Raw genomic sequence first — 20,914 nt, forward strand, 5'->3', positions numbered from 1 at the left:
AACTAAACTGGTGCCTGTCGCCACAGCAAAGATAGCTATGACTCAAGTCGTTTCCTCCAAAGGGCTGGCCAGCTCCATAGGCGCATCACTGTTATTTGCCATGATGCCGCTGTACTTGCAGTGGCTGCCTTCCAGCTCCGGTTACGTAGCCGCTGGCCAGCGCATTATTTGGACCAGCCTATTTATTGCCTGCGTACTGCTATTTAATAAGCAGTTGCTCAACAGCCTTAAACCCCTTAGCCGACTCAGCAATTGGCCTGGGCTAATCTGCGGCTCGCTGTTGGTAGGTATGCAGTGGTTTATATTTTCCTGGGCGCCGCTAAATAATGAAACCTTAGGCGTTTCTCTAGGTTATTTTTTACTGCCACTCACTTTAGTGTTGGTTGGCCGCTTGCTCTACGGCGAAAAGCTAAACCTGGCGCAAAGTTTGGCCACGGTATTAGCCAGCTTGGCGATAGCCTATAACCTTTGGTATACCGGCAGTTTTTCCTGGGTGGCCTTAGTCATAGCCTTGGGTTATCCGCTGTATTTTATTTTGCGCCGCAAACAATCCCTGCCAGTAATGAGTGCCTTTTTTATAGAAAACTTATTATTGCTACCCATCGCTTGGTGGGCCAGCCAACACTATGGCCAGGTCACACATCCCTTTGCTTACAGCTGGCCAGAGCTGGCGGTATTTTTAGGGCTGGGGGTTTTAGGTTCGCTGGGCATGTTGTGCATGCTATACGCCAGCCGCCTACTACCAGTGGCATTGTTTGGCTTGCTAGGTTATTTAGAGCCGCCACTAATCATGCTGGTAGGTTTATGCTTTTTAAATGAAAGCATACAGCCCGGCGAATACCTTACATACATATTGATACTGCTGGCACTCATCACCCTTAGCCTTAGCGGTGTCAAACACCTGCTGCGTGAGCGCCGCCGCCGAGCTTAATAGCGGCTGCGGCAATATGCCACATTCCCCCCTTTTTCTTAACGCTATACCATGGCCGCTGATTACAATAGCTTTAAGACTTTTACCCACATGCATAAAAAAACTTTATTTGCCGCCAGCTTTTGCTACGCGGCACTGCCCAATGTAGCCTTAGCTCTCACCCCTTTAGAAACCGTAGTGGTCACCGCCACTAAAGAAGCGCAACAGCGCGGTGACTTGGCCGAGTCGGTGCAGGTGTTTGATGCCGCCACTATTAGCGCCATTTCACCCTCTCACCCCAGCGAAGTGTTAAACCGCGCCGCCGGTGTGCATATTAATAATTTGGGCGGCGAAGGCCATATGACCGCCATACGTCAACCCATTACCACTCGCGGCGTGTACTTATATTTAGAAGATGGTGTGCCCACTCGCCCTTCGGGCTTTTTTAATCACAATGCCTTATACGAAGTTAATATTCCGCAGTCCGGTATGTTGGAAGTGGTCAAAGGCCCGGGTACGGCACTGTACGGCAGCGACGCTATAGGCGGCATGATTAATGCCATTAGCAAAGCGCCTCCTAGCGAGGCTCGCTATACCGTTAATCTAGAGGCGGGCTCTGATGGTTGGCGCCGCGGCTTATTATCTGCCGGTAATAGCAACGATGAGCAAGGCTTTTTAGTCAGCATTAACTGGACTGAAAATGAGGGCTATAGCGATGCCGCCGATTACAGCCGCGGCTCTTTAAGCGGGCGCTGGGATATTAGCGCCAGCGATAAGCTGCAACTTAAAACACTACTCTCCTATAGCAATATCGATCAAAACAGCGTCTCCAGCTTGGAAGCCTACGACTACCGCCATCATGGCGATAAAAATCTATACCAAGGTGGCACCGCCTTTCGTGAAGTTGAATCACTGCGCTTATCCTCAGAGTTTGCGCTCACCCTGAGTGAACAAAGCCTACTCACCCTTACCCCTTATTACCGCGACAACAGCATGGACATGGCTCCCAGCTGGATGGTGAGTTACGACCCCAACGTACTGGCCAGTGAGTTTCAATCCTACGGCCTGCTCAATAAATTTCGCCATAGTCTTAATGACAAGGTCACCGTTATTAGCGGCTTAGACTTGGACTACACCCCCGCCAGCTACCAAGAAACGGCCATTAGCCACAGCTTAAACGGCGATATTTATACTGGCTATGTTGTACTGGATCATAAAAATTATGATTTCAAAGCCACTCAAACATCAGTATCGCCCTATTTGCAAATCGATGCCGAGGCCAGCGAACAATTAAAAATCTCACTGGGGCTGCGCTACGATTATTTTACTATTGCCTACCGCGACCAACTGCCCAGCAATAACCCCTATAGTGTTTTTATCCCGCAACTAAACCGGCCCGTCAACCACTTGCGCCCCGACAATCAAACTGCGCGCTTTGAAGAATGGAGCCCCAAACTGGGCGTGGTTTATCAACTCAACGACCAGCACAACAGCTACTTTAATTATCGCCACGCTTTTAGCATACCCTCGGCGGGCACCCTGTTTCGCTCTGGCTCCACGGCCAACAGTGATGACTTACAGCCCATTAAGGCCAATAGCACAGAGTTGGGCCTGCGCGGCCAGGCCACAGACTGGCTGTATTACGAACTGGCCGCTTACCGCATGCAAATCAAAGATGACTTGGTAACGGTAATCGATGGTTTTACCCGCAATGTTTATAACGCCGGTAAAACCACTCACCAAGGTGTGGAGCTCTCGTTACAAGGCCAGATCAATGCAGCGTGGCACTATTCCCTGGCTTATACCCGCACTAGCCAGCGCTATGATAGCTTTAGCTATACCTGCTGTTTTCCCTCGCAAAATATTGATGTTAGCGGCAACGAAGTGGGCAAGGCCCCCAAAACCATTGCCAACATGACCTTAAGTTATAGCCCTCACACCCTACCCGGCCTGCGATTGGAAGCAGAGTGGTCACATATGGGTGGCTACTATACCGATGAAACCAACAACGGCCGCTACGATGGCCATGATCTTTATAACCTGCGCATTAACTATCAAATTAATGAAGCTGTGGAAATCTACGCCCGCCTACAAAATATCACCGATGTTTTGTATTCCAGCTACACCAATAGCCAAGTGGGCGATGCGGATATTAGTTATAGAACCGGGCAACCCCGCAGCGTTTATACCGGTATAAAACTTGTTTTTTAACCCAGCCATTACTAGCGACAAAAAATGAAAAAAATCGCCATACTTAGCGCCCGCAAAATTCATCAAAACTTAGCCTGGCTAGCGCTAGCGGCATTGCTACTATTTTTACTATCCGCACTCAGCCATCCACTCATGGTATGGACAGGCCCGCAGCCGCAGCAGTTTATGCCACCCAGCATGATATTAAAGGGCGAAGAACTACCCCGTATACAACAGCTGCTAGCAGGCAACGATTTACATGCTCGTATCTACAAAGCCGTGCCCAGCCCACACGGCCCCATGCTGCAAATCACTCACGATGAAAAAAGCCCTAGGCAATACCTGCCACTAAACCCGCAACACGGCCTATCACCACCGCAACTACAGGATTACGACCGCAGCCAGGCCATTTGGCTGGCACGCTATTACAGCGGCGAACAAGGGCCAATTAAAGCCGTACATTTTATTAATGAATTCAATCACCACTACCCTTGGGTTAACCGCTTGCTGCCGGTATACCAGGTAGAGTTTGAACGCAGCGATAATTTAACTGTGTACGTGCATACCGAAACCAATGCCTTGGCCGCCATTAACAACCAATGGAAAACGAATTTACAAAGCCTATTTCAAATGCTGCACACTTGGTCGTGGCTGGACGGCTACCCGCTATTACGTGTGTTAATTATTAGCCTGTTATTAGCCAGCTTACTCAGCATGGCGGCAGCCGGTTTAGTGATGATGCTTTTTATCAAACGTAAAAAATTTAACAGCCTGGCACAGCAATACCACAGAGCTATTGCGGGCTGGCTGATGCTGCCCTTTCTCGCCCTATGCCTTAGCGCACTTTATCATTTATGGCAGGCCGAATACGGCGAACAAAATAGCGGTATGCGCCTAAGCCAGGCTATAAATATTAAACAACTAGACCCTAAGCAGTCTTTATCCACCGCCGCAGTTACGGGCAAAGCACTAAACGGGCTGAGTATTATTGAGCATCAGGGTACTATTTTTTATCGCGCCAGCTTGGCCCGCAATCACGACAGTGATAATCATCAACCCCACCAACACAGCAGCAAACGCCAACAAAATTTTGATGGCAATAACAAAGAGCAAGGTGCAATACTGATAGCAGCAAATAATAGTGAGCATGCTATTAGCGAAGCCCAAATCGTCAACCAAAAAGCCTTGCAATATTTAGGCTTGGCAGCTAATACCGAAACCAAGCTGCAACTAGTTAAGCACTTTGGCAATGGCTATGATTTTAGAAACAAGCGCCTGCCGGTATGGCGAGTTGATATTAACAATGCACAAGCGGATAGCGTTTTTATAGACCCTGCTACCGGCATATTGGTAGAACATTTACAACACTCGCAAAAACTGGAGCGGCTGTCTTTTTCGCTATTGCATAAATGGAATTTTTTAGTGCCTTGGGTAGGCAGGGAAGGCCGCGATGCTATCATCGTAATATTTCTACTAACCTTTGCCGGCTTCGCCTATATGGGGCTAAGGCTTAAACTGCCCGCCGCCAAGGCGGGCTAAACTACAGCACGGCAACGGCTAAATATTTATCAATTTGCGCCGTAGAATTAACTCCCGGAGTTAATACATTGGCCACCCCCAGTGCTAATAACAGCTGGCTAAAGGATTGCTGATCTTTTTGCGGCAGTGTTGCGCCAACCTCATCCATATGGCTTTGTAACTGTTCTAGCACTTGGGCAATCTCTATATTGCGGCTGCTGGCGGTGGGCATATTAAAATGGTCTAACACCGTTTGCGCCTGCCGCAGGCTGTCGATAATACCCTGCTCAGCGCCTTGCTGCTCCAGGCTGGCCGCATAGCTATCAATAAAATTTGAGAGCTGTGCCACAGCAGAGCTCTCATCCTGATCTTTATTTAGCACTCCCGCCCCTAAGCTTTCAGCCTCTTGCTGGCTAATCAAACCGTACTCAGCCAAGCGCTCGATTAAGGCCTTAGTTATTTTGATGGCGCGGGGGCCTTCGGCAAAAAACTCTTCATTAAGTTTTTGTATTTTTTGTGCACGGCTAGAAATTTGTACGGTTTCGGTTTGCTCTTCACCCGCAGCCGCCACATCGCTAAGCGCGGCACTGGCCGCCTTGGCCACAGTATCGACGGCCGCCGCTGGCGAGTTACTATTGCTAGCACTGCTATTGCTGCTAGCCGTGTTGCTATTGAGGGTGGCTTTGCCAAGCCCATCTAAGCTGCTCATGGTTTATCCTATGCCATAATTTTGTCTATCAACGATACAGAGCAATTATCATGCCTTTGTAGCTATAGCCATTAGCAGCAACATTGACAGCACTCAGTGGCAACGCTTATTGTAGCTGGCTGCAATCTCGACTAGGCTCACGCTAATAATCAATAAACTTGCAGCTGTTATATTGCTAACATCAGCCTCGTTAGTAACACCACTAAGGTTGCGCACAATAAAACACCCAACACCCTGAAATTTGAGAGCTGGTTGTGAACAATTCGAATACGCCCCACCCAACAACAAAAAAAGGCGTCAGCATATCGCTTAGCAGCAAAGTGGTTTCACTACTGCTGATACTTTTTGCAATATTCGCCAGCGTTAATTATCTCAGCCAGCGCTATGTGGTATACCCTAGCTTTGAAGCATTGGAACAAGAGGTAGCCCAAAATAATGTCCAGCGCGCCTTACTGGCCATACGCCGTGAGCTCGATGCCCTGCGCCCGCAGGCAGCGGACTGGGCCAAGTGGGATGACAGCTATCAATTTATCGCCGACCAAAATCAGGCCTATATAGACGCCAATTTATATGCCGGTGCCGTGCTCTCTATAGGCGTCAACCTAGAGGCGTTTTACAATCTTGAAGGCCAGTTAGTGTGGGGCATGGGGCTAGACCTAAGCACCAAAGAGGTCGTGAATTACCAAACCTTTTTACCCAAAACATTGCCCCCCAAGCACCCCTTATTAAGCCCGCCCTCTGCCACCGCCCCCATACAAGGCATTATTAACACTCCCAGCGGGGCTATGCTTTTTGTCTCCCACCCTATACTGAATGATAACGGTGAGGGCCCCGCTAGAGGCAATGTCATTTTTGGACGGCTGCTTAACAGTAAGGCCATAGCCCGTATTGCCGAACAATCGCGTATTACGCTCTACGCCCAAGCCGCCGATGCCACAGCGGCAGTAAGCGCAGTAGCAAAGTCCGACAACGAACTAGCCCATAGCAACATCCATATAGCCACTGGTGAAACACTGTTAACTGGCTCCACAACCCTATTAGATATAGAGGGTAAACCTGCACTTAAGCTGATGGTTTCCACGCCGCGTACTATTACCGCACGCGGCCACAAAGCCATGATGATAGCCAATATCTCTATGGCGGTAGCCGCCTTAAGTATTTTGTTTTTTATTTTGGTGTTGCTGCGCATCACCGTATTTACACCGGTTACCCAACTCACCCAACACGCTATTAATTTGGGTCGTAAAAATAAACTCAGCTCAGCTTTAAATCTAAACCGCAATGATGAAATTGGCGTCTTAGCCGATGAGTTTGACCTTATGGTAGAGCGGCTCAACCAAGCCCAGCGGCAAGTTTCGGACCTATCCTACCAGGCTGGCGTGGCCGAAATGGCCAGCGGGGTATTACACAATATAGGCAACGCCGTTACCCCGCTGGGAGTAAAACTCAGCATGCTGAAACAGAGCTTAAAAGAGGCACCACTGGCCGAACTGGAAATGGCCGATAGCGAGCTGGCCGATCCCTCTACCCCCGAAGACAGACGAGCAGACTTACAGGCCTTTAAAGTATTGGCCAACCAAGAGCTCATTAAACTGATAAGTCGCATTAGCCCCGAGATAGATGCCATGCGCACTCAGGTAGACCATGTGCAATCAGTACTGGCCGACCAACAGCGCTACAGCCGCGCTGAACGTATGCTAGAGCCGCTGGACCTAGACAGCCTGTTACGCGACAGCATAAAACTCTTACCCGAATCACTGCTCGCCCACACCCAAATAGAGCTAGACCCAGCGCTAGCCCAGCAACAGCCCATACTGGCCGGTCGTATCGCACTGCAGCAAGTGTTTAACAATCTGCTGATTAACGCCGCCGAATCCATCAAAGAGAGCCGCCAAAAAGCCGATACCGGGCTGATACGTATTTTTGTTGCCGGGCAAGCCGACGATGACCAACAGTTGCTACAGCTATGTATTTGCGATAATGGCCTAGGTATTGCCCCCGACAATATTAAACAGCTGTTCGATAGCGGATTTTCAACTAAACTTAGAGGCTCAGGCGTAGGCCTGCACTGGTGTGCCAATACCCTACTAGGCATGGGTGGGCGCATATACGCCAGCAGCGATGGTTTGGGCCATGGCGCTTGCTTACACTTACTACTACCGCGTGCAAATAAACCATAATAAGAGAATCCTATATGAGCAATGAGGATAAAATCCGTATTTTAATCGCTGATGATGAAGCCAGTATTCGTGAAAGCTATAAAAATATTCTCCAACCCCAACAGCCCGAAGCCGGTAACGACCTGCAGGCAATGCGCGCACGCTTGTTTAATAATAAAACTGCAAAGCCCAAGCAGAGTTTTGATTTAAGCTTTTGCAACGGCGCCGAAGATGCCGTGCTGGCAGTACGCGAGTCCATAGAAACAGGCCAGCCCTTTTCCTTGGTATTTCTTGATATGCGCATGCCCCCAGGCCCCGACGGCGCATGGGCAGCGGTACGCATACGCGAGCTAGACCCCAACTTAGATATTGTTATCGTCACCGCCTACTCCGATGTAGACCCCGAAGAGATCTCAGCCCAAGTACCACCCGCCGATAACCTTTTTTATGTGCAAAAACCTTTTCACGTGCATGAGATACGCCAACTGGCCAATGCGCTAAGCCGCCGTCGGCAAGCGGAAGATCGCATACGCCAACTCGCCTACTTCGATGATATTACCGGCTTACACAATCGTATTTCTTTTAAAGAGCGCTTAACTATTGCCCTCAAAAATGCTGCACGCAATCAGCGCAGCCTGGCCATTTTATATTTAGACTTGGATAATTTTAAACGCGTCAACGACACCCTGGGCCATGCCGTAGGCGACATTATGCTCAATGAAGTGTCCAAGCGGTTATTACTGGCGATACGCGATACCGATGCCATTACTTCAGGGCATATTAATAAAGCAACGCCTGCTGCCAGTAATAACAACAAACACTTAGCTCGTATGGGCGGTGATGAATTCTCCTTATTACTCAGTGAAATTGCCGACGGCACCCATGCCGCCATAGTAGCTAAACGCGTACTCAGCGCCTTGGAACAGCCCATAAGCTTGGATGGCCATGAGCTTATCATCACCTCCAGCATAGGTATTGCGGTATACCCCAATGATGGCGACGATGCCGACACCCTGCTTAAATGCGCCGACTTAGCCATGTATGCCTCTAAGCGAGAGAGCCGCAACACCTTTAACTTTTACAGTGCCGAAATGAAAGTCACCGCCCTACGGCATATGGCGTTAGAAAAAGGCCTGCGCAATGCCATCGCCCGCAACGAACTCTCTATACACTATCAACCCCAATTAGATATACGCAGTGACAAAGTCTCCGGTGCCGAAGCCTTGCTGCGCTGGCAAAGCAGCGAACTGGGCAGCGTATCACCGGTGGAGTTTATCGCCGTCGCCGAAGAAACCGGCCTGATTTACAGCATAGGCGAATGGGTACTGCGCACAGCTTGTACACAAGTAAAAAGCTGGCGCGATACCGGCATGTACTTACCGAAAATAGCGGTGAATGTATCGGTTAAACAATTTTCTCACGTAGGCTTTGTGGCTTTGGTGCAGCAAGTATTAGAAGAGAGCGGCCTGGAACCCGAAGTCCTAGAACTGGAAATTACCGAAAGCGTACTGATGAAAGACGGTGACCAAGCCTTTACCACCTTAAACGCCCTCAAAGCCTTAGGAGTACAGCTGGCCATAGATGACTTTGGCACCGGCTACTCCAACCTCGCCTATTTAAAACGCTTTCCTATAGACAAGTTAAAAATTGACCGCGCCTTTATTTCAGCAGAGCAAGCCAACAAAGAGAATCAAGCCATAGTCACCGCCATTATCGCCATGGCCGACAGCCTGGATATGTCTGTTACAGCCGAAGGGGTAGAAACCAAAGGGCAGCTAGACTTTCTTAAGCTGCAGCAATGCGACGATGTGCAGGGCTTTTTATTAAGCCGGCCACTACCGGTGCAAAATGCGGGGGATTTTTTGCTAAGCCATGGCAAAGCAGCTAACGACGCTAAAGATAGTAGCGACACATAATAGCCCTGCGCAAAATCTCAAACCCTCACTCATAAACACGCCCTGTATACAGCTATAGGGCAACCAACCCTGGCACTATAAATACATAGCGATTAACTAGTTAAATAAGCCTTAAACAAAACGTATAAACCTTACTGGGCTTGCTGCTAAAATAGAACCATGACTAAGCCCCCCATGAATACAAAAAATATTTCTGATGTAGAGCTACGGCAAATCACCGTTTTTAAAACCGTGGTTGAATGTGGTGGTATCACCGCAGCCGAATTAAAGCTAAACAAAGGCAAGTCCGCTATTAGTATGGATTTATCGTCCTTAGAGCAGCGGCTAGGCATGACACTATGCCAGCGCGGGCCCAGCGGCTTTTCACTGACCGAGCAGGGTAAGTCTATTTATGCGGCGGCCAAGCAACTGCTAGCCAATATAGAGCTGTTTCGGCAGCAGACCCACGAGGCGCAATCACAACTCACCGGCAAGCTTAACCTTCAGCTTGCCGATAATGCGGTATGGGATCACCAATTAGATATATCCGAAGTGATTGCCAACTTTCATCAAGCTGAACCCAATATTTATATTAATATCGTTGGCAGCGGCCCCAATGAAGTTGCCCAAGCAGTGCTTAGCGGCCAAGCTGACTTAGGCATAGATGTGTTACCGCGTCAGTCTGCAGCGTTGAACTGCCTACCACTTTATAAAGAAGATTTGTTTTTATATTGCGGCGAAAAGCATCCACTATTTTCTGCCGATTGCGAAGAGCTAACGCTAGCAACATTAAAGCATTACGAATTTATACGCATAGTGACCTTGCGCGATCCAAAGCTAGAAGCACTATTAGCCGATTGCCGCATGACAGCCTCGGCCAGTAACCTAGACATGCGCGCAGCCATGATTCTCAGCGGCCAATATCTAGGATTCTTACCCAGCCATATGGCTAAGCATTGGACCCAAACACAAAAAATGCGCGCGCTAATGCCTGAGACCATGAGTACTTGCAATGACGTTTATGCCATCACGAATAAAAGCCAAACCTGTAACCCGGCAAGGGATAGGTTTATTGCTGCGGTCAACAAAGTGTTAAATAAACATACTTAGCGTATTTGCTTAAACAGCACCTTTACTCACTAAGTTTGTTAAGGTGCCGGCTTATAAACAAGTTTAGTGATTAGCAGCAAGCTGGCTTAAACATTTATCCAAGGCCTGTATAAAAATATCCACCTGCGGCCTGCTAAACACCAACGACGGCCGCAACTTTAAGCTATTACGCAAAGGACCAGAGCTGCCAATCAACACCCCCTGCTCTCGCATCAATTCTAGTAGCGCAAAAGTTTGCTCACTAGCTGGTGCCTTAGTGACACGATCAGTCACAAACTCTACCGATGCCAGCATGCCCTGGCCGCGCACATCGCCTATTAACGGCTGGGTTGTGGCCAGCTGCCGCAATTGCTCTCGCAGGTAATCACCGGTTTGGTTGGCATTGTTAATAAGATCTTCGTCTTCAATAACATCCAACACCGCCATGCCCGCCGCACAGGATACGGGGTTGCCACCAAAGGTACTAAACATCGCGGTTGCTTCAATAAAGCGATTTAAAATCGCTTTGCTGGTGACCAACACGCCCAAGGGGTGGCCATTGCCCACCGGCTTACCCATGGTCACAATATCGGCTTTTAAACCGCGCGCCTCGTGCCCCCACATTTGCCCTAAACGGCCAAAGCCTGCCTGCACCTCATCGGCAACTATCAAGCCGCCTGCGGCGCGTACTTTTTGTTCTACTAAAGCTAAATAGCCTTCAGGCACATCGATCACTCCGCTAGAGCAATAGGCGGTGTCCACCATAAAGCAGGCGGGCTTGATGCCTTTATCTTGCAACTCTGCGATGGCAGCATCAGCATCTTGTGCATACAACTCGGCGCTATTTTCTTTACCGGCGTGAGGGCCACGATAGCTGCATGGCACACCTAAGGTGGCGATATGGTTAGCGGTTTGCGGGCGGCTTTTAGGCGATAAATCTCGAATGGTTTCGCTAATGCCGTGATAGGCATCTTCAACCACAATCGCGCCATGGTTACCGCTAATCAAACGTGACATTTGCAAGGCTATGTCATTGGCTTCGCTGCCAGAGTTAAAAAAGATACAGGCATTTAAATGCTCAGGCATTAAGCTGGTTAAGCGTTCGGCATAATCCAACACGCTGCGGTACAGATAACGGGTATTGGTATTAAGCACTTTTGCCTGCCGACTAATCGCCCTAACGACATGCGGATGGCAATGACCCACCTGCGGCACGTTATTATATAAATCTAAATAGGCTTTACCGTCTACGCCATATAGCCATGGCCCCAGCGCCCGCTCAACGTGCAAAGGGCGCTGGTAAAAATGCCAGGTTTGCTCGCCTAGCAACTGATGGCGTTGCTCTAGCAGTTCCCGCTCATCGCTTTCGCTGACGCGCTCTTGCTCACCAATAGCAGGGCTATAGGCGGGGAAACGACAGGCGGCTCTAAAACGTGAAGTAACCGCGTGCCGCCCTTGATTTAATAATTTATCTAACAATGCCCAGTACAACTCTATATTTTTAACATAGGGCTCTTGCTCAGGATGCTCCGCAGAGCGCCAGGCGCAGAGGGTAATATAAATACATACACGCACTAAAATAAGGTCGTAGAGTAAGTCTATTTCTTCCTCTTCTAGCGCCAGTTCCCTATCGTAGCCCACTATAACGTCACACATATTGCTAACAGGGTCGTCGACCTGTTCCATCATCATGCTGCAGGCGACAACCAATTCCATGATTAATGGCGAGTACAACATATCACCAAAATCAATTAAGCCGGCGACGCAATTAGGCTTGTCAGGATTTAACAGCACATTACCGCCATGGGCGTCTTGGTGCACCACTTGATGACGTAGCTGTGTTAATTTTGGTGATACATGCTCATTCACATAATCAAATACGGTTTCTACCTTTGCTCTAATATCGGCATTGCTAATACTGTCGGTATGTGGGCGATGCACCATAAAATTCATCACATCCCAGGGATGTACGTTTTTAGCATGGGGGTGAAAAAAACCGCGCAAGGCCTTATCAAGCTTGGCAACGGTAGCCCCTACATCACGGCGTAATTCCTTACTATTAAGCTCGGGACGGTCTCTTACCATAACGCCGGGCAAAAAAGTTAGTAAACGCACTACGTGTTTTTCGCCACTCTTACCTTTTATTATTTCTTCGCAAGCTCCGCCTTGGCTAAGTATTACCCGGGGAATGGGTAAATTAGGGTCCTGCTGCTCTACATGCCTTAACACCTGTGTTTGAAAGTCTATAACGCCAACATCATCCTGCGAATTTGAAATCTTTAATATATATTTTTCATCACGCTCTGAGGTGACTATAAAACCTTGATCTCGCTCGCTAGGTACTTCTTTAAAAATGCCATTCAAGGCAAAGTGTTTTTTGGCGATGGCTTGCACTTCAGCCATAGAAAAGTTTGGTCTACTACGCTTTAATATAGTGTTATCACCTTTCACTACATCGCGATTCAATTGATTCATTACTGTTACCTCTATTTACAGCAAGCCCAGTAGCTGGGCGATGGTCTTAGTTCAATTTTTGAAAGTAATATTCTTTAACTTTGACGCAAGGAATTGTCTTTGCGGATTTCGGCACTGCGTATAACAATCTCACCGACAATAAGCACCGCAATAGCGCCCACAAATACCGGCCACTGCATGCCGTGGTTGGGGTTATAAATAAACAGCACTATGGATAGGCACAACACGCTAATACAGGAACCCGCACAAAGGCCTGCGATTGCCATACCGCCAGCAAGTTTAAAAGGCCTGGGAGTCTCACCGTCACTCACGCGCATTTTTAAAAAAGCGAGCATCATGCCTATATAAGGCAATAGCGCGATTACGGCACTAAAAGAAAACAGCGACCAAAATAAATCCTCACTGTTACCCGCCATTAAGCCGTAAAGAACTAATACGCAGGTACTGACACAGCCCATAGTAATAGCCGCACCTATGGGTGTGCCTAAAGACTTATGCTCATACCCCAAGAAAGCGGGGAACTCACCTTCATTAGCGGCCTCGGCTATGGCACGGTTGCAGCCCAGCGACCAGGTCACACCGTTAGAGAAAAAGGTAAATAGCGCCGCAACACCTAAGCTCAAAGCGAAAGCATCACCCCATACAGAACCACCAAAAAATAAATACAGGGTATTCATCAAACCTTCTACGAGATTAATTTCCTGCGCGGGTATAGCCACCAAAATGGCAGCTGTGCCCAATGTATAAAGGCCGATGATAATTAAGCCGGAAAACAAAACCGCTTTTGGCACATTTTTGGCGGGTTCGTGTATTTCGTCACTGCCCGCACACATCAACTCAAAACCTAACATGCCGTATATAATCACGGGGATATATTGCATACCCTCTCCCCAGTTAGGCTTTAAAGTTTCAAAGCTTATTTGATTAGCCATGCCGTGATCCTGGCTATAGGCAAGCCCCCCCACTATCACCGCTATAAAAATCACTACTTTTAAAATGGCACCCACGTTGGGAATCCACTTACCCACCTCTAAGGTAATAATATTAATGGCCACCGCAATCCACGACAGGGCTATACCCAAGCCTATTTGCCATTTAAGTGCTAAATCGGGGATAAATAATTGGCTAAACACCGCGGCAAACAAAATAAAAATAGCGGGGTTCCATAGCGCCGTATTCACCCAATAGCCCCAGGTTGCCCTAGAGGCCCAACGGCCACCAAAGCTATCACGCAGCCATGCGTATATGCCGCCCTGCTCAGGGTAGGTGGTGCCCATCTCGGCACTGATCAAGCCAAAAGGTATAAAGAAGATAACGCCTAGAAATAGCCACCAAAAAATACTGGACGCACCCACGGCGGCAGCGGCAGCTAAGGTATCTAGCAGTAAAATCGCGGATACGGTGAAAAGGGTAAGGTCTCGCAACCTCAGTGATTTTATATGGTGAACAACACTGTCCATTTATTAGCCCTATGGGTAACTGACGAAGATACGGCTAAAACTAGCTATATCGAAGGCCAGCATTATAGGGCGCAGGCTTAATATCTAGGTTTCGCTGTCGAGAACCTAGGTTCAGCCAGGCCAGAGCTAGCCTGGCATGCCCCAGCTCCCGCAAACCGCTAGGCGGCAGTAGGCATATCTACCCAATAGCCTACAGCGCCCCATTTCTGTACAATGCGCCTCCTTTAGCCAGCCCCGTAAATCGGTAGTCTCTATGTCATCTACACCCACCAACAGCAGTGATTCCAAGCAAAAAGTCGGTTTTGTTAGCCTAGGCTGCCCCAAAGCTCTAGTCGACTCCGAGCGCATACTCACCCAGCTCAAGTTAGAGGGCTATGATATTAGCCCCAGCTACGACGATGCCGATGTGGTGGTGGTGAATACCTGTGGTTTTATAGACAGCGCCAAGCAAGAGTCTATGGACGCCATTAGCGAGGCCATGAAAGAAAACGGCAAGGTGATAGTCACCGGCTGTATGGGCAAGGGCAGCGATGCCGAGGCCATAAAGGCCGCCAATCCCGGCGTGCTTAGCGTCAGTGGCCCGGCTGATTACGACACGGTATTGGGCGCGGTGCATGAGTATATCCCCCCGGTTATCGAGCAAAAGTCCGCAGCTGAGCACAACCCCCTAATAGACTTGGTGCCACCGCAAGGCATTAAGCTCACCCCCAAACATTACGCCTATTTAAAAATTTCAGAAGGCTGCAACCACCGCTGCACCTTTTGCATCATCCCCGCTATGCGTGGTGACCTGGTTAGCCGCCCCATATCCGAAGTGGTAGATGAAGCCAAAAAACTGGTGGCGGCTGGGGTACGCGAATTATTGGTGATCTCCCAAGACACCAGCGCCTATGGTGTAGATGTAAAATACAAGCTGGACTTTGTGGACGGCCAAGCCCACGAAACTCGCATGCAAGATTTAGCCGTAGCCTTGGGTGAGTTAGGTGTGTGGGTACGCCTGCACTATGTTTACCCCTACCCCCATGTGGATAAAGTCATCCCCTTAATGGCTGCGGGAAAAATCCTGCCCTACCTAGACATCCCTTTCCAACACGCCAGCCCGCGCATTCTTAAATTGATGAAGCGCCCCGGCAACCAAGTTAAAGTGTTAGAACGGATTAAAGCCTGGCGCGAGATCTGCCCCGAGCTGGTGATACGCTCCACCTTTATTGTGGGCTTCCCCGGTGAAACTGAGGAGGACTTCCAAATGCTGTTAGATTGGCTGGAACAAGCTCAGCTAGACCGCGTGGGTTGTTTTAAATACTCACCAGTAGACGGCGCCACCGCCAATGAACTACCCGAGCATGTGCCTGAAGATGTACAGCAGGAACGCTGGGAGCGCTTTATGCAAACCCAGCAGCGCATCTCTACGGCACGCCTGCAGGCCCGCATAGGCCAAGAGATGGAAGTGTTGATTGATGAAGTAGACGAGCAGGGAGCGGTAGGCCGCTGCTATGCCGATGCTCCAGAAATCGACGGCAAAGTTTACTTAGACGGTTTTACCGATACTTTCCCCGGCGATGCCCTATTAGTGACCATTACCGGCGCAGATGAATACGACTTATGGGCAGAGCCCATCTATGAAGACGACACTGCTGGTTAAGGTGACTATCGCTACACCCGCTCAGGATATTGCTGCTCACGCTGCAAACATTTAATCAGCACGGCATACAAATGTTCAAAGTCTATGGGCTTGGCCACAAAATCATTCATGCCGGCTGCTAACACTTGCTGTTTATCTTCGCGCATGGCGTTGGCAGTCATGGCAATAATAGGCAAGTCATAAAAACGCGAGTCGGCACGTAGCCGCCTAGTCGTCGCCAAACCATCTAGCTGTGGCATTTGTATATCCATTAGCACGCCATGCACCGGCATATTCTCTAACAGCTCTAACACCTGCAGGCCATTTTCAGCCACGTGCACCTCTAGGCCTACTTTATTTAATAAGGCCACCGCCAAGGTTTGATTAAACGGATTGTCTTCGGCCAAAATAACCCTCATACCCTGTAATAATGGCAAGCTTTGGGCCACGGCCGTATCTAAACGTTGCACAGAAGAAATATGCCCGTTATGAGGTAACGCTGCTATTTCATTCACCGGGATTTCAAACCAAAACTCACTGCCCTGCCCTGGCCGGCTATTCACACCTATACGGCCATTCATTAACGTCACAAAACGCTGGCAAATGCTCAACCCCAGGCCCGAGCCCTGATACTGGCGAGCAATACTATTATCAATTTGCACAAAGGGCTTAAAGATTTGTTGCTGATCCTGTTCGCTAATGCCTATACCGGTATCACTAATAACAAAGCGCAGGCAGCACTGTTTGTCAGCCGCTTCGGGCTTAGTTACACAGTGCACTGATAATTTAACTTGGCCGCGCTCAGTAAATTTTATGGCGTTGCCACACAAATTGCTTAGCAGCTGTAACAGTTTGCCTTTGTCACACTCAATAAATTCCGGCACGCTATCGTCCACCGCAATGGCAAATAACAAGCCTTTAGCGGTGGCCTGCGCTTCAAACACATCGCTAATTTTTTTCAGCGTATCGGCAAGGGCAATGGACTCTGGCTCCAAGACCATATTGCCGGATTCAACCTTGGTATAACTTAAAATATTATTAATCAGCCCTAATAATAAATTGGCCGAGGTCACCACTTTAGCTATATAAGCACGCTGCAATTCGCCCAGGTCCATGGCTTCAACTAACTGAGCCAAACCTAAAATTGAATTTAACGGTGTGCGCAGTTCGTGGCTCATGACCGCTAGAAACTCACTCTTGGCGACATTAGCTCTTTCCGCTTCACTTTTAGCCAGGCTAAGCTGCTCGGTGCGCTCTGCCACTCGCTGTTCTAGAGTTTTATTAAAGTCTCGCACTGTAGCTATACGCAGCTGCATGCCGCGCACCGCAAAGTAGCACAGCACTGCAATCAATAAAGACAGTAAATAGCCCAATACACTAAGGCTCACAGAATACGGCGACTCATGCGACCAGCCGGCCTTAGGCTTAGCCGCCAGCAACCATTCTCCACCGAGAAAATTAACACCTTGGCTAATATTTTCCGCGTTAAACAAAACATCTTCGCCATAAAAAATATCGCCACTGGCTCCCAGCCCATCCTTACCGCGCATGGCTATGCTTAAGGTTTTTTCAGCTTCATTCAAGCCAGCGCTCTGTAGCAAAGCCTGATAATCAACCACCATACTCACTATGCCTACAAACTTCCCGGGCTGCTTACTCTGGGTATGACTAAATAAAGGGATACGACAAATAATACCCGTACCACCCTGTATCAATTGCAAGGGGCCTGCCACCACTGGCATACGCGACTGCACTGCGCGCTGCACTGCAAGCCACTGCCCAGGTAAATCTCTATAGTTGTGGCCAATAATTGCGGCATTCCCTTCCATGGGATAGGCAAAGCGTATGGTATAGGCTTCTGAGATGGCGACATTGTTAATATAGGGTAGCCTAGTGGTGGCCTCTCTTGCCCATGCTTCTATCTTGTCCTGCTGGCTTAATATCGAAGCGCCTTCAAGCTTTAACGTAGAGATTAATATCTCTATACCTTGGGTAATATAAAAAGTTGAATTTAAGCGCTGCTCTAAATCTAAGCGAAAACGCCCTAGCTGATTCACTACATCCATGCGCTGCCTAGCGTAGTGGGCTTCGTCAATTAAGCGCACCATAAAACTAAACAACTGCTGGCTAGCCACCGCCAATAGCAGGCAGATGAGTAATAATTGTAAACGCGATAGTTGTTTCATAAGCTGATCTTTAAAAGCCTCAATACGTAAACGCCGCAACTACCCTATAGCTATTTGCACACCCCGTGTACATAACCAAAAACAGCAGCCGGAACCAAGCGCGGCTTAAAAAACAGCCGCGTTATGATCATGGCTAATATGCGGTACAATTGCCCTTTATGTTCACACACGATGCAGTTCAACACCATGAATTTAATCTTATTTGCTGCCCACGAGCTCGATGGCCATCAACAGCTAAGCCTAAGCGATGAGCGCTATCAACACATACGCCACGTACACCGCTCACAGCCCGGTGATACGGTGCGTTTAGGTATGATAAACGGCTTAATGGCCACTGGCACGATTATCAACATCGATGAACATAGTGTACAACTCTGCGTGCTCAACACAGAGCCGCCGCCGCCAAAACTCCCGCTAAGAATCATCTTAGCGCTACCGCGCCCCAAAATGATACGCCGTATCTTTCGCAGCATTGCTGAGCTAGGCGTTAGCGAGCTGATTATCATTAACAGCTATAAAGTTGAAAAAAGTTTTTGGCAAAGCCCAGCCATTAGTGAAGCCAATGTACAAGGCTATTTATTGGACGGCCTACAACAAGCTAAAGATACCGTACTACCCAAGGTCAGCTTTTATAAACGCTTTAAACCTTTTGTAGAAGACGAACTACCCAAACTCTGCGCCGACACTAAAAAACTTATTGCCCACCCCGACACTGGAGAGGCCTGCCCACTAGCAATTAACTGCCCTACCACCTTGGCCATAGGCCCAGAAGGTGGCTTCACCCCTTATGAGGTAGATAAATTTTTAGCTGCGGGCTTTAGCGGTATACACTTAGGCCCGCGCATTTTAAAAGTTGAAAATGCTGTAACCGTATTAACAGCCAAGCTGTTTAACTAAACGGCTTTAAGTATTAGTAGCTGACACCAAATCAACACCAGCCCTAACAAATTCAGCAAAGGCTTGTGCAGGCAAAGGTTTACTAAAATAAAAGCCCTGTATTACATTACAACCCAAGCCTTTTAAAAACTCTAACTGCTCTAGCTCTTCCACCCCTTCTGCGACCACATTTAAATCTAGACTGTGAGCCATGGCTATAATCGCTTTGACTATAGCGGAGTCATCCTTAGCCTTGGGCACATCTATAATAAAAGACCTATCAACTTTCAATTCGTCAAGCGGGAAACGTTTAAGATAGCTTAATGATGAATAACCCGTACCAAAATCATCAATAGAAAAACTGGGGCCATAGGATTTAATATCATTAAGCTTTTTAATTAAGCTATCTTCATCGCCCATCATCATGCCTTCAGTAATCTCTAATTTCAAAAAATTAGGATTCATACCGGCAGCCTCTATAGCGGAGCAGATAACTTGCTGCAGATTATTCATATTAAACTGTGGGCCGGCCACATTAACCGCAACTATCAAATCGCCCAAGCCCTGCTGGCGCCACGCCACTTGCTGCCTACAGGCCTCTTCTATAACCCAAGTACCTATGGGTACAATTAAACCGCTCTCTTCAGCGATAGGAATAAACTTAAAAGGCGGCACCATGCCCATCTCTGGGCTGTCCCAGCGTATTAGGGCCTCACAACCTTTTACCTTACCGGTTTGCAAATCAATTTTAGGCTGATAGTGCAGTACAAACTCATTATTATCCAAAGCTCGCCGCAAAGCAGCCTCCATACTCAGGCGTTTTTTAGAGAGCTCATTAATTTCTTTGGAATAAAATGCGTAGTTATTCACACCTTGCTGTTTGGCATAAGCAGCAGCGGCACCAGCATTTTGTACTAACACATCCGCCTCTTCACCATCATTAGGGAAAAGTGCAATACCTATACTGGCACTGATATAAATTTCATTACCATCAACAACAAAAGCTTTAGCTAAAGATTTTTGTATGCGCTCTGCCACAAACGCAGCGCCATCACCATGCACCACATGGGGTAATAAGATACAAAACTCATCACCACCTAAGCGCGCTAGCTGACGCCACAAATCGTCTACACCTAAACGTGAAACAACATCACTTTCCCTAACACTGTCTATTAAACGCCTAGACACTTCCGTTAGGATCTCATCACCCGCCCTAGGCCCCAAGCTATCATTAACCTGCTTAAACTTGTCTAACCCTATATTCAGCAAAGCCATGCGCTCTTGATCGCGCCGTGATTTTTTTATAGACCACTCTAAACGGTCCATAAACAACTTGCGATTTGGCAATTGCGTCAAGGTATCATAGTAGGTCAGTTGATCTTGATAGGACTTGACCATCAAAGTATTGCGCAAACGCAAGGCCAGCTCACTGGAATCTACCGGCTTGGAAAGAAAGTCTGTTGCGCCTAGCTCTAAAGCTTTTAATTTGGTTTCGGCATCACTAGACGAGGTCAACACAATGACGGGGATCTGCTGCATCATTTTAAGCTTGCGCACAGAGGCTAAAATCTCAAACCCATCTACATGCGGCATATTTAAATCCAGCAACAGAATATCAGGCCTTTCGACATCTAAAACATCTAATGCTTTACGAGAATCCTCTACGGTTATAAATTTTTTATAACCTTCATCCTCCAGAAAAGCTTGCAACAACTCCATCAATAACGGTTCATCATCAACCATCATTATCACAGAGTCTTTTAGCTGCAAAAAAAGCTCATCTACTTGTAATGTGGAAACAGTTTCGCTCATAACATTCCTTAATG

The 20,914-nt window shown here is 48.1% G+C and carries 13 protein-coding genes; 8 read left to right on the plus strand and 5 right to left on the minus strand.

From position 1 onward, the window contains the following. Positions 1-37 precede the first annotated feature (37 nt). The 3 genes from rarD (at position 38) to NO559_RS01510 (ending at position 4,639) form a co-directional block, all read left to right on the plus strand. Positions 38-931, plus strand: coding sequence for an EamA family transporter RarD (gene rarD / locus NO559_RS01500; protein ID WP_258330002.1), 894 nt, complete (start codon positions 38-40; stop codon positions 929-931). Positions 932-1,021: 90 nt separating this feature from the next. Beyond that, positions 1,022-3,121: a TonB-dependent receptor gene (locus NO559_RS01505; RefSeq protein WP_258330003.1), complete on the plus strand. Its 2,100-nt coding sequence runs from the start codon at positions 1,022-1,024 to the stop codon at positions 3,119-3,121. 24 nt (positions 3,122-3,145) lie between these two features. Beyond that, positions 3,146-4,639, plus strand: coding sequence for a PepSY domain-containing protein (locus NO559_RS01510; RefSeq protein ID WP_258330004.1), 1,494 nt, complete (start codon positions 3,146-3,148; stop codon positions 4,637-4,639). Position 4,640: 1 nt separating this feature from the next. Here NO559_RS01510 and NO559_RS01515 read toward each other — a convergent pair whose 3' ends face one another. Next, entirely contained in the window at positions 4,641-5,327 is a 687-nt protein-coding gene (locus NO559_RS01515; protein WP_258330005.1) for a hypothetical protein, read from the minus strand. 254 nt (positions 5,328-5,581) lie between these two features. Here NO559_RS01515 and NO559_RS01520 point away from each other — a divergent pair, with 254 nt between their 5' ends. The 3 genes from NO559_RS01520 to NO559_RS01530 all read left to right on the plus strand — a co-directional run bounded on the left by NO559_RS01520 (position 5,582) and on the right by NO559_RS01530 (position 10,491). Beyond that, positions 5,582-7,507 (plus strand): CHASE4 domain-containing protein, encoded by a 1,926-nt coding sequence (locus NO559_RS01520; protein ID WP_258330006.1) that lies wholly within the window; start codon positions 5,582-5,584, stop codon positions 7,505-7,507. Between the two features lie 14 nt (positions 7,508-7,521). Continuing rightward, positions 7,522-9,402 (plus strand): EAL domain-containing protein, encoded by a 1,881-nt coding sequence (locus NO559_RS01525; protein ID WP_258330007.1) that lies wholly within the window; start codon positions 7,522-7,524, stop codon positions 9,400-9,402. 174 nt (positions 9,403-9,576) lie between these two features. Then, positions 9,577-10,491: a LysR family transcriptional regulator gene (locus NO559_RS01530; protein WP_258330008.1), complete on the plus strand. Its 915-nt coding sequence runs from the start codon at positions 9,577-9,579 to the stop codon at positions 10,489-10,491. 63 nt (positions 10,492-10,554) lie between these two features. On the opposite strand, the gene NO559_RS01535 is transcribed toward NO559_RS01530, so the two are convergent. Then, complete coding sequence (locus NO559_RS01535; protein WP_258330009.1) at positions 10,555-12,945, minus strand: aminotransferase class III-fold pyridoxal phosphate-dependent enzyme; 2,391 nt, start codon at positions 12,943-12,945, stop codon at positions 10,555-10,557. A gap of 74 nt (positions 12,946-13,019) precedes the next feature. Beyond that, a complete protein-coding gene (locus NO559_RS01540) occupies positions 13,020-14,405 on the minus strand; it encodes an APC family permease (protein WP_258330010.1) in 1,386 nt (461 codons plus the stop codon). Between the two features lie 253 nt (positions 14,406-14,658). Between NO559_RS01540 and rimO the strand changes: the two genes are divergently transcribed. After that, the gene (gene rimO / locus NO559_RS01545) at positions 14,659-16,047 is read left to right on the plus strand and encodes a 30S ribosomal protein S12 methylthiotransferase RimO (RefSeq protein ID WP_258330011.1); all 1,389 of its coding nucleotides are present in this window, start codon (positions 14,659-14,661) and stop codon (positions 16,045-16,047) included. A gap of 11 nt (positions 16,048-16,058) precedes the next feature. Here the strand turns inward: rimO and NO559_RS01550 are convergent, their stop codons facing one another. After that, positions 16,059-18,212, minus strand: coding sequence for an ATP-binding protein (locus tag NO559_RS01550; protein ID WP_258330012.1), 2,154 nt, complete (start codon positions 18,210-18,212; stop codon positions 16,059-16,061). Between the two features lie 186 nt (positions 18,213-18,398). Between NO559_RS01550 and NO559_RS01555 the strand changes: the two genes are divergently transcribed. Continuing rightward, entirely contained in the window at positions 18,399-19,109 is a 711-nt protein-coding gene (locus NO559_RS01555; protein WP_258330013.1) for a 16S rRNA (uracil(1498)-N(3))-methyltransferase, read from the plus strand. A 6-nt stretch (positions 19,110-19,115) separates the two neighbouring features. On the opposite strand, the gene NO559_RS01560 is transcribed toward NO559_RS01555, so the two are convergent. Next, complete coding sequence (locus NO559_RS01560; RefSeq protein ID WP_258330014.1) at positions 19,116-20,900, minus strand: EAL domain-containing protein; 1,785 nt, start codon at positions 20,898-20,900, stop codon at positions 19,116-19,118. Positions 20,901-20,914 lie beyond the last annotated feature (14 nt).

This window comes from Dasania sp. GY-MA-18, from assembly GCF_024734385.1.
GTDB classification, from domain to species: domain Bacteria; phylum Pseudomonadota; class Gammaproteobacteria; order Pseudomonadales; family Dasaniaceae; genus Dasania; species Dasania phycosphaerae.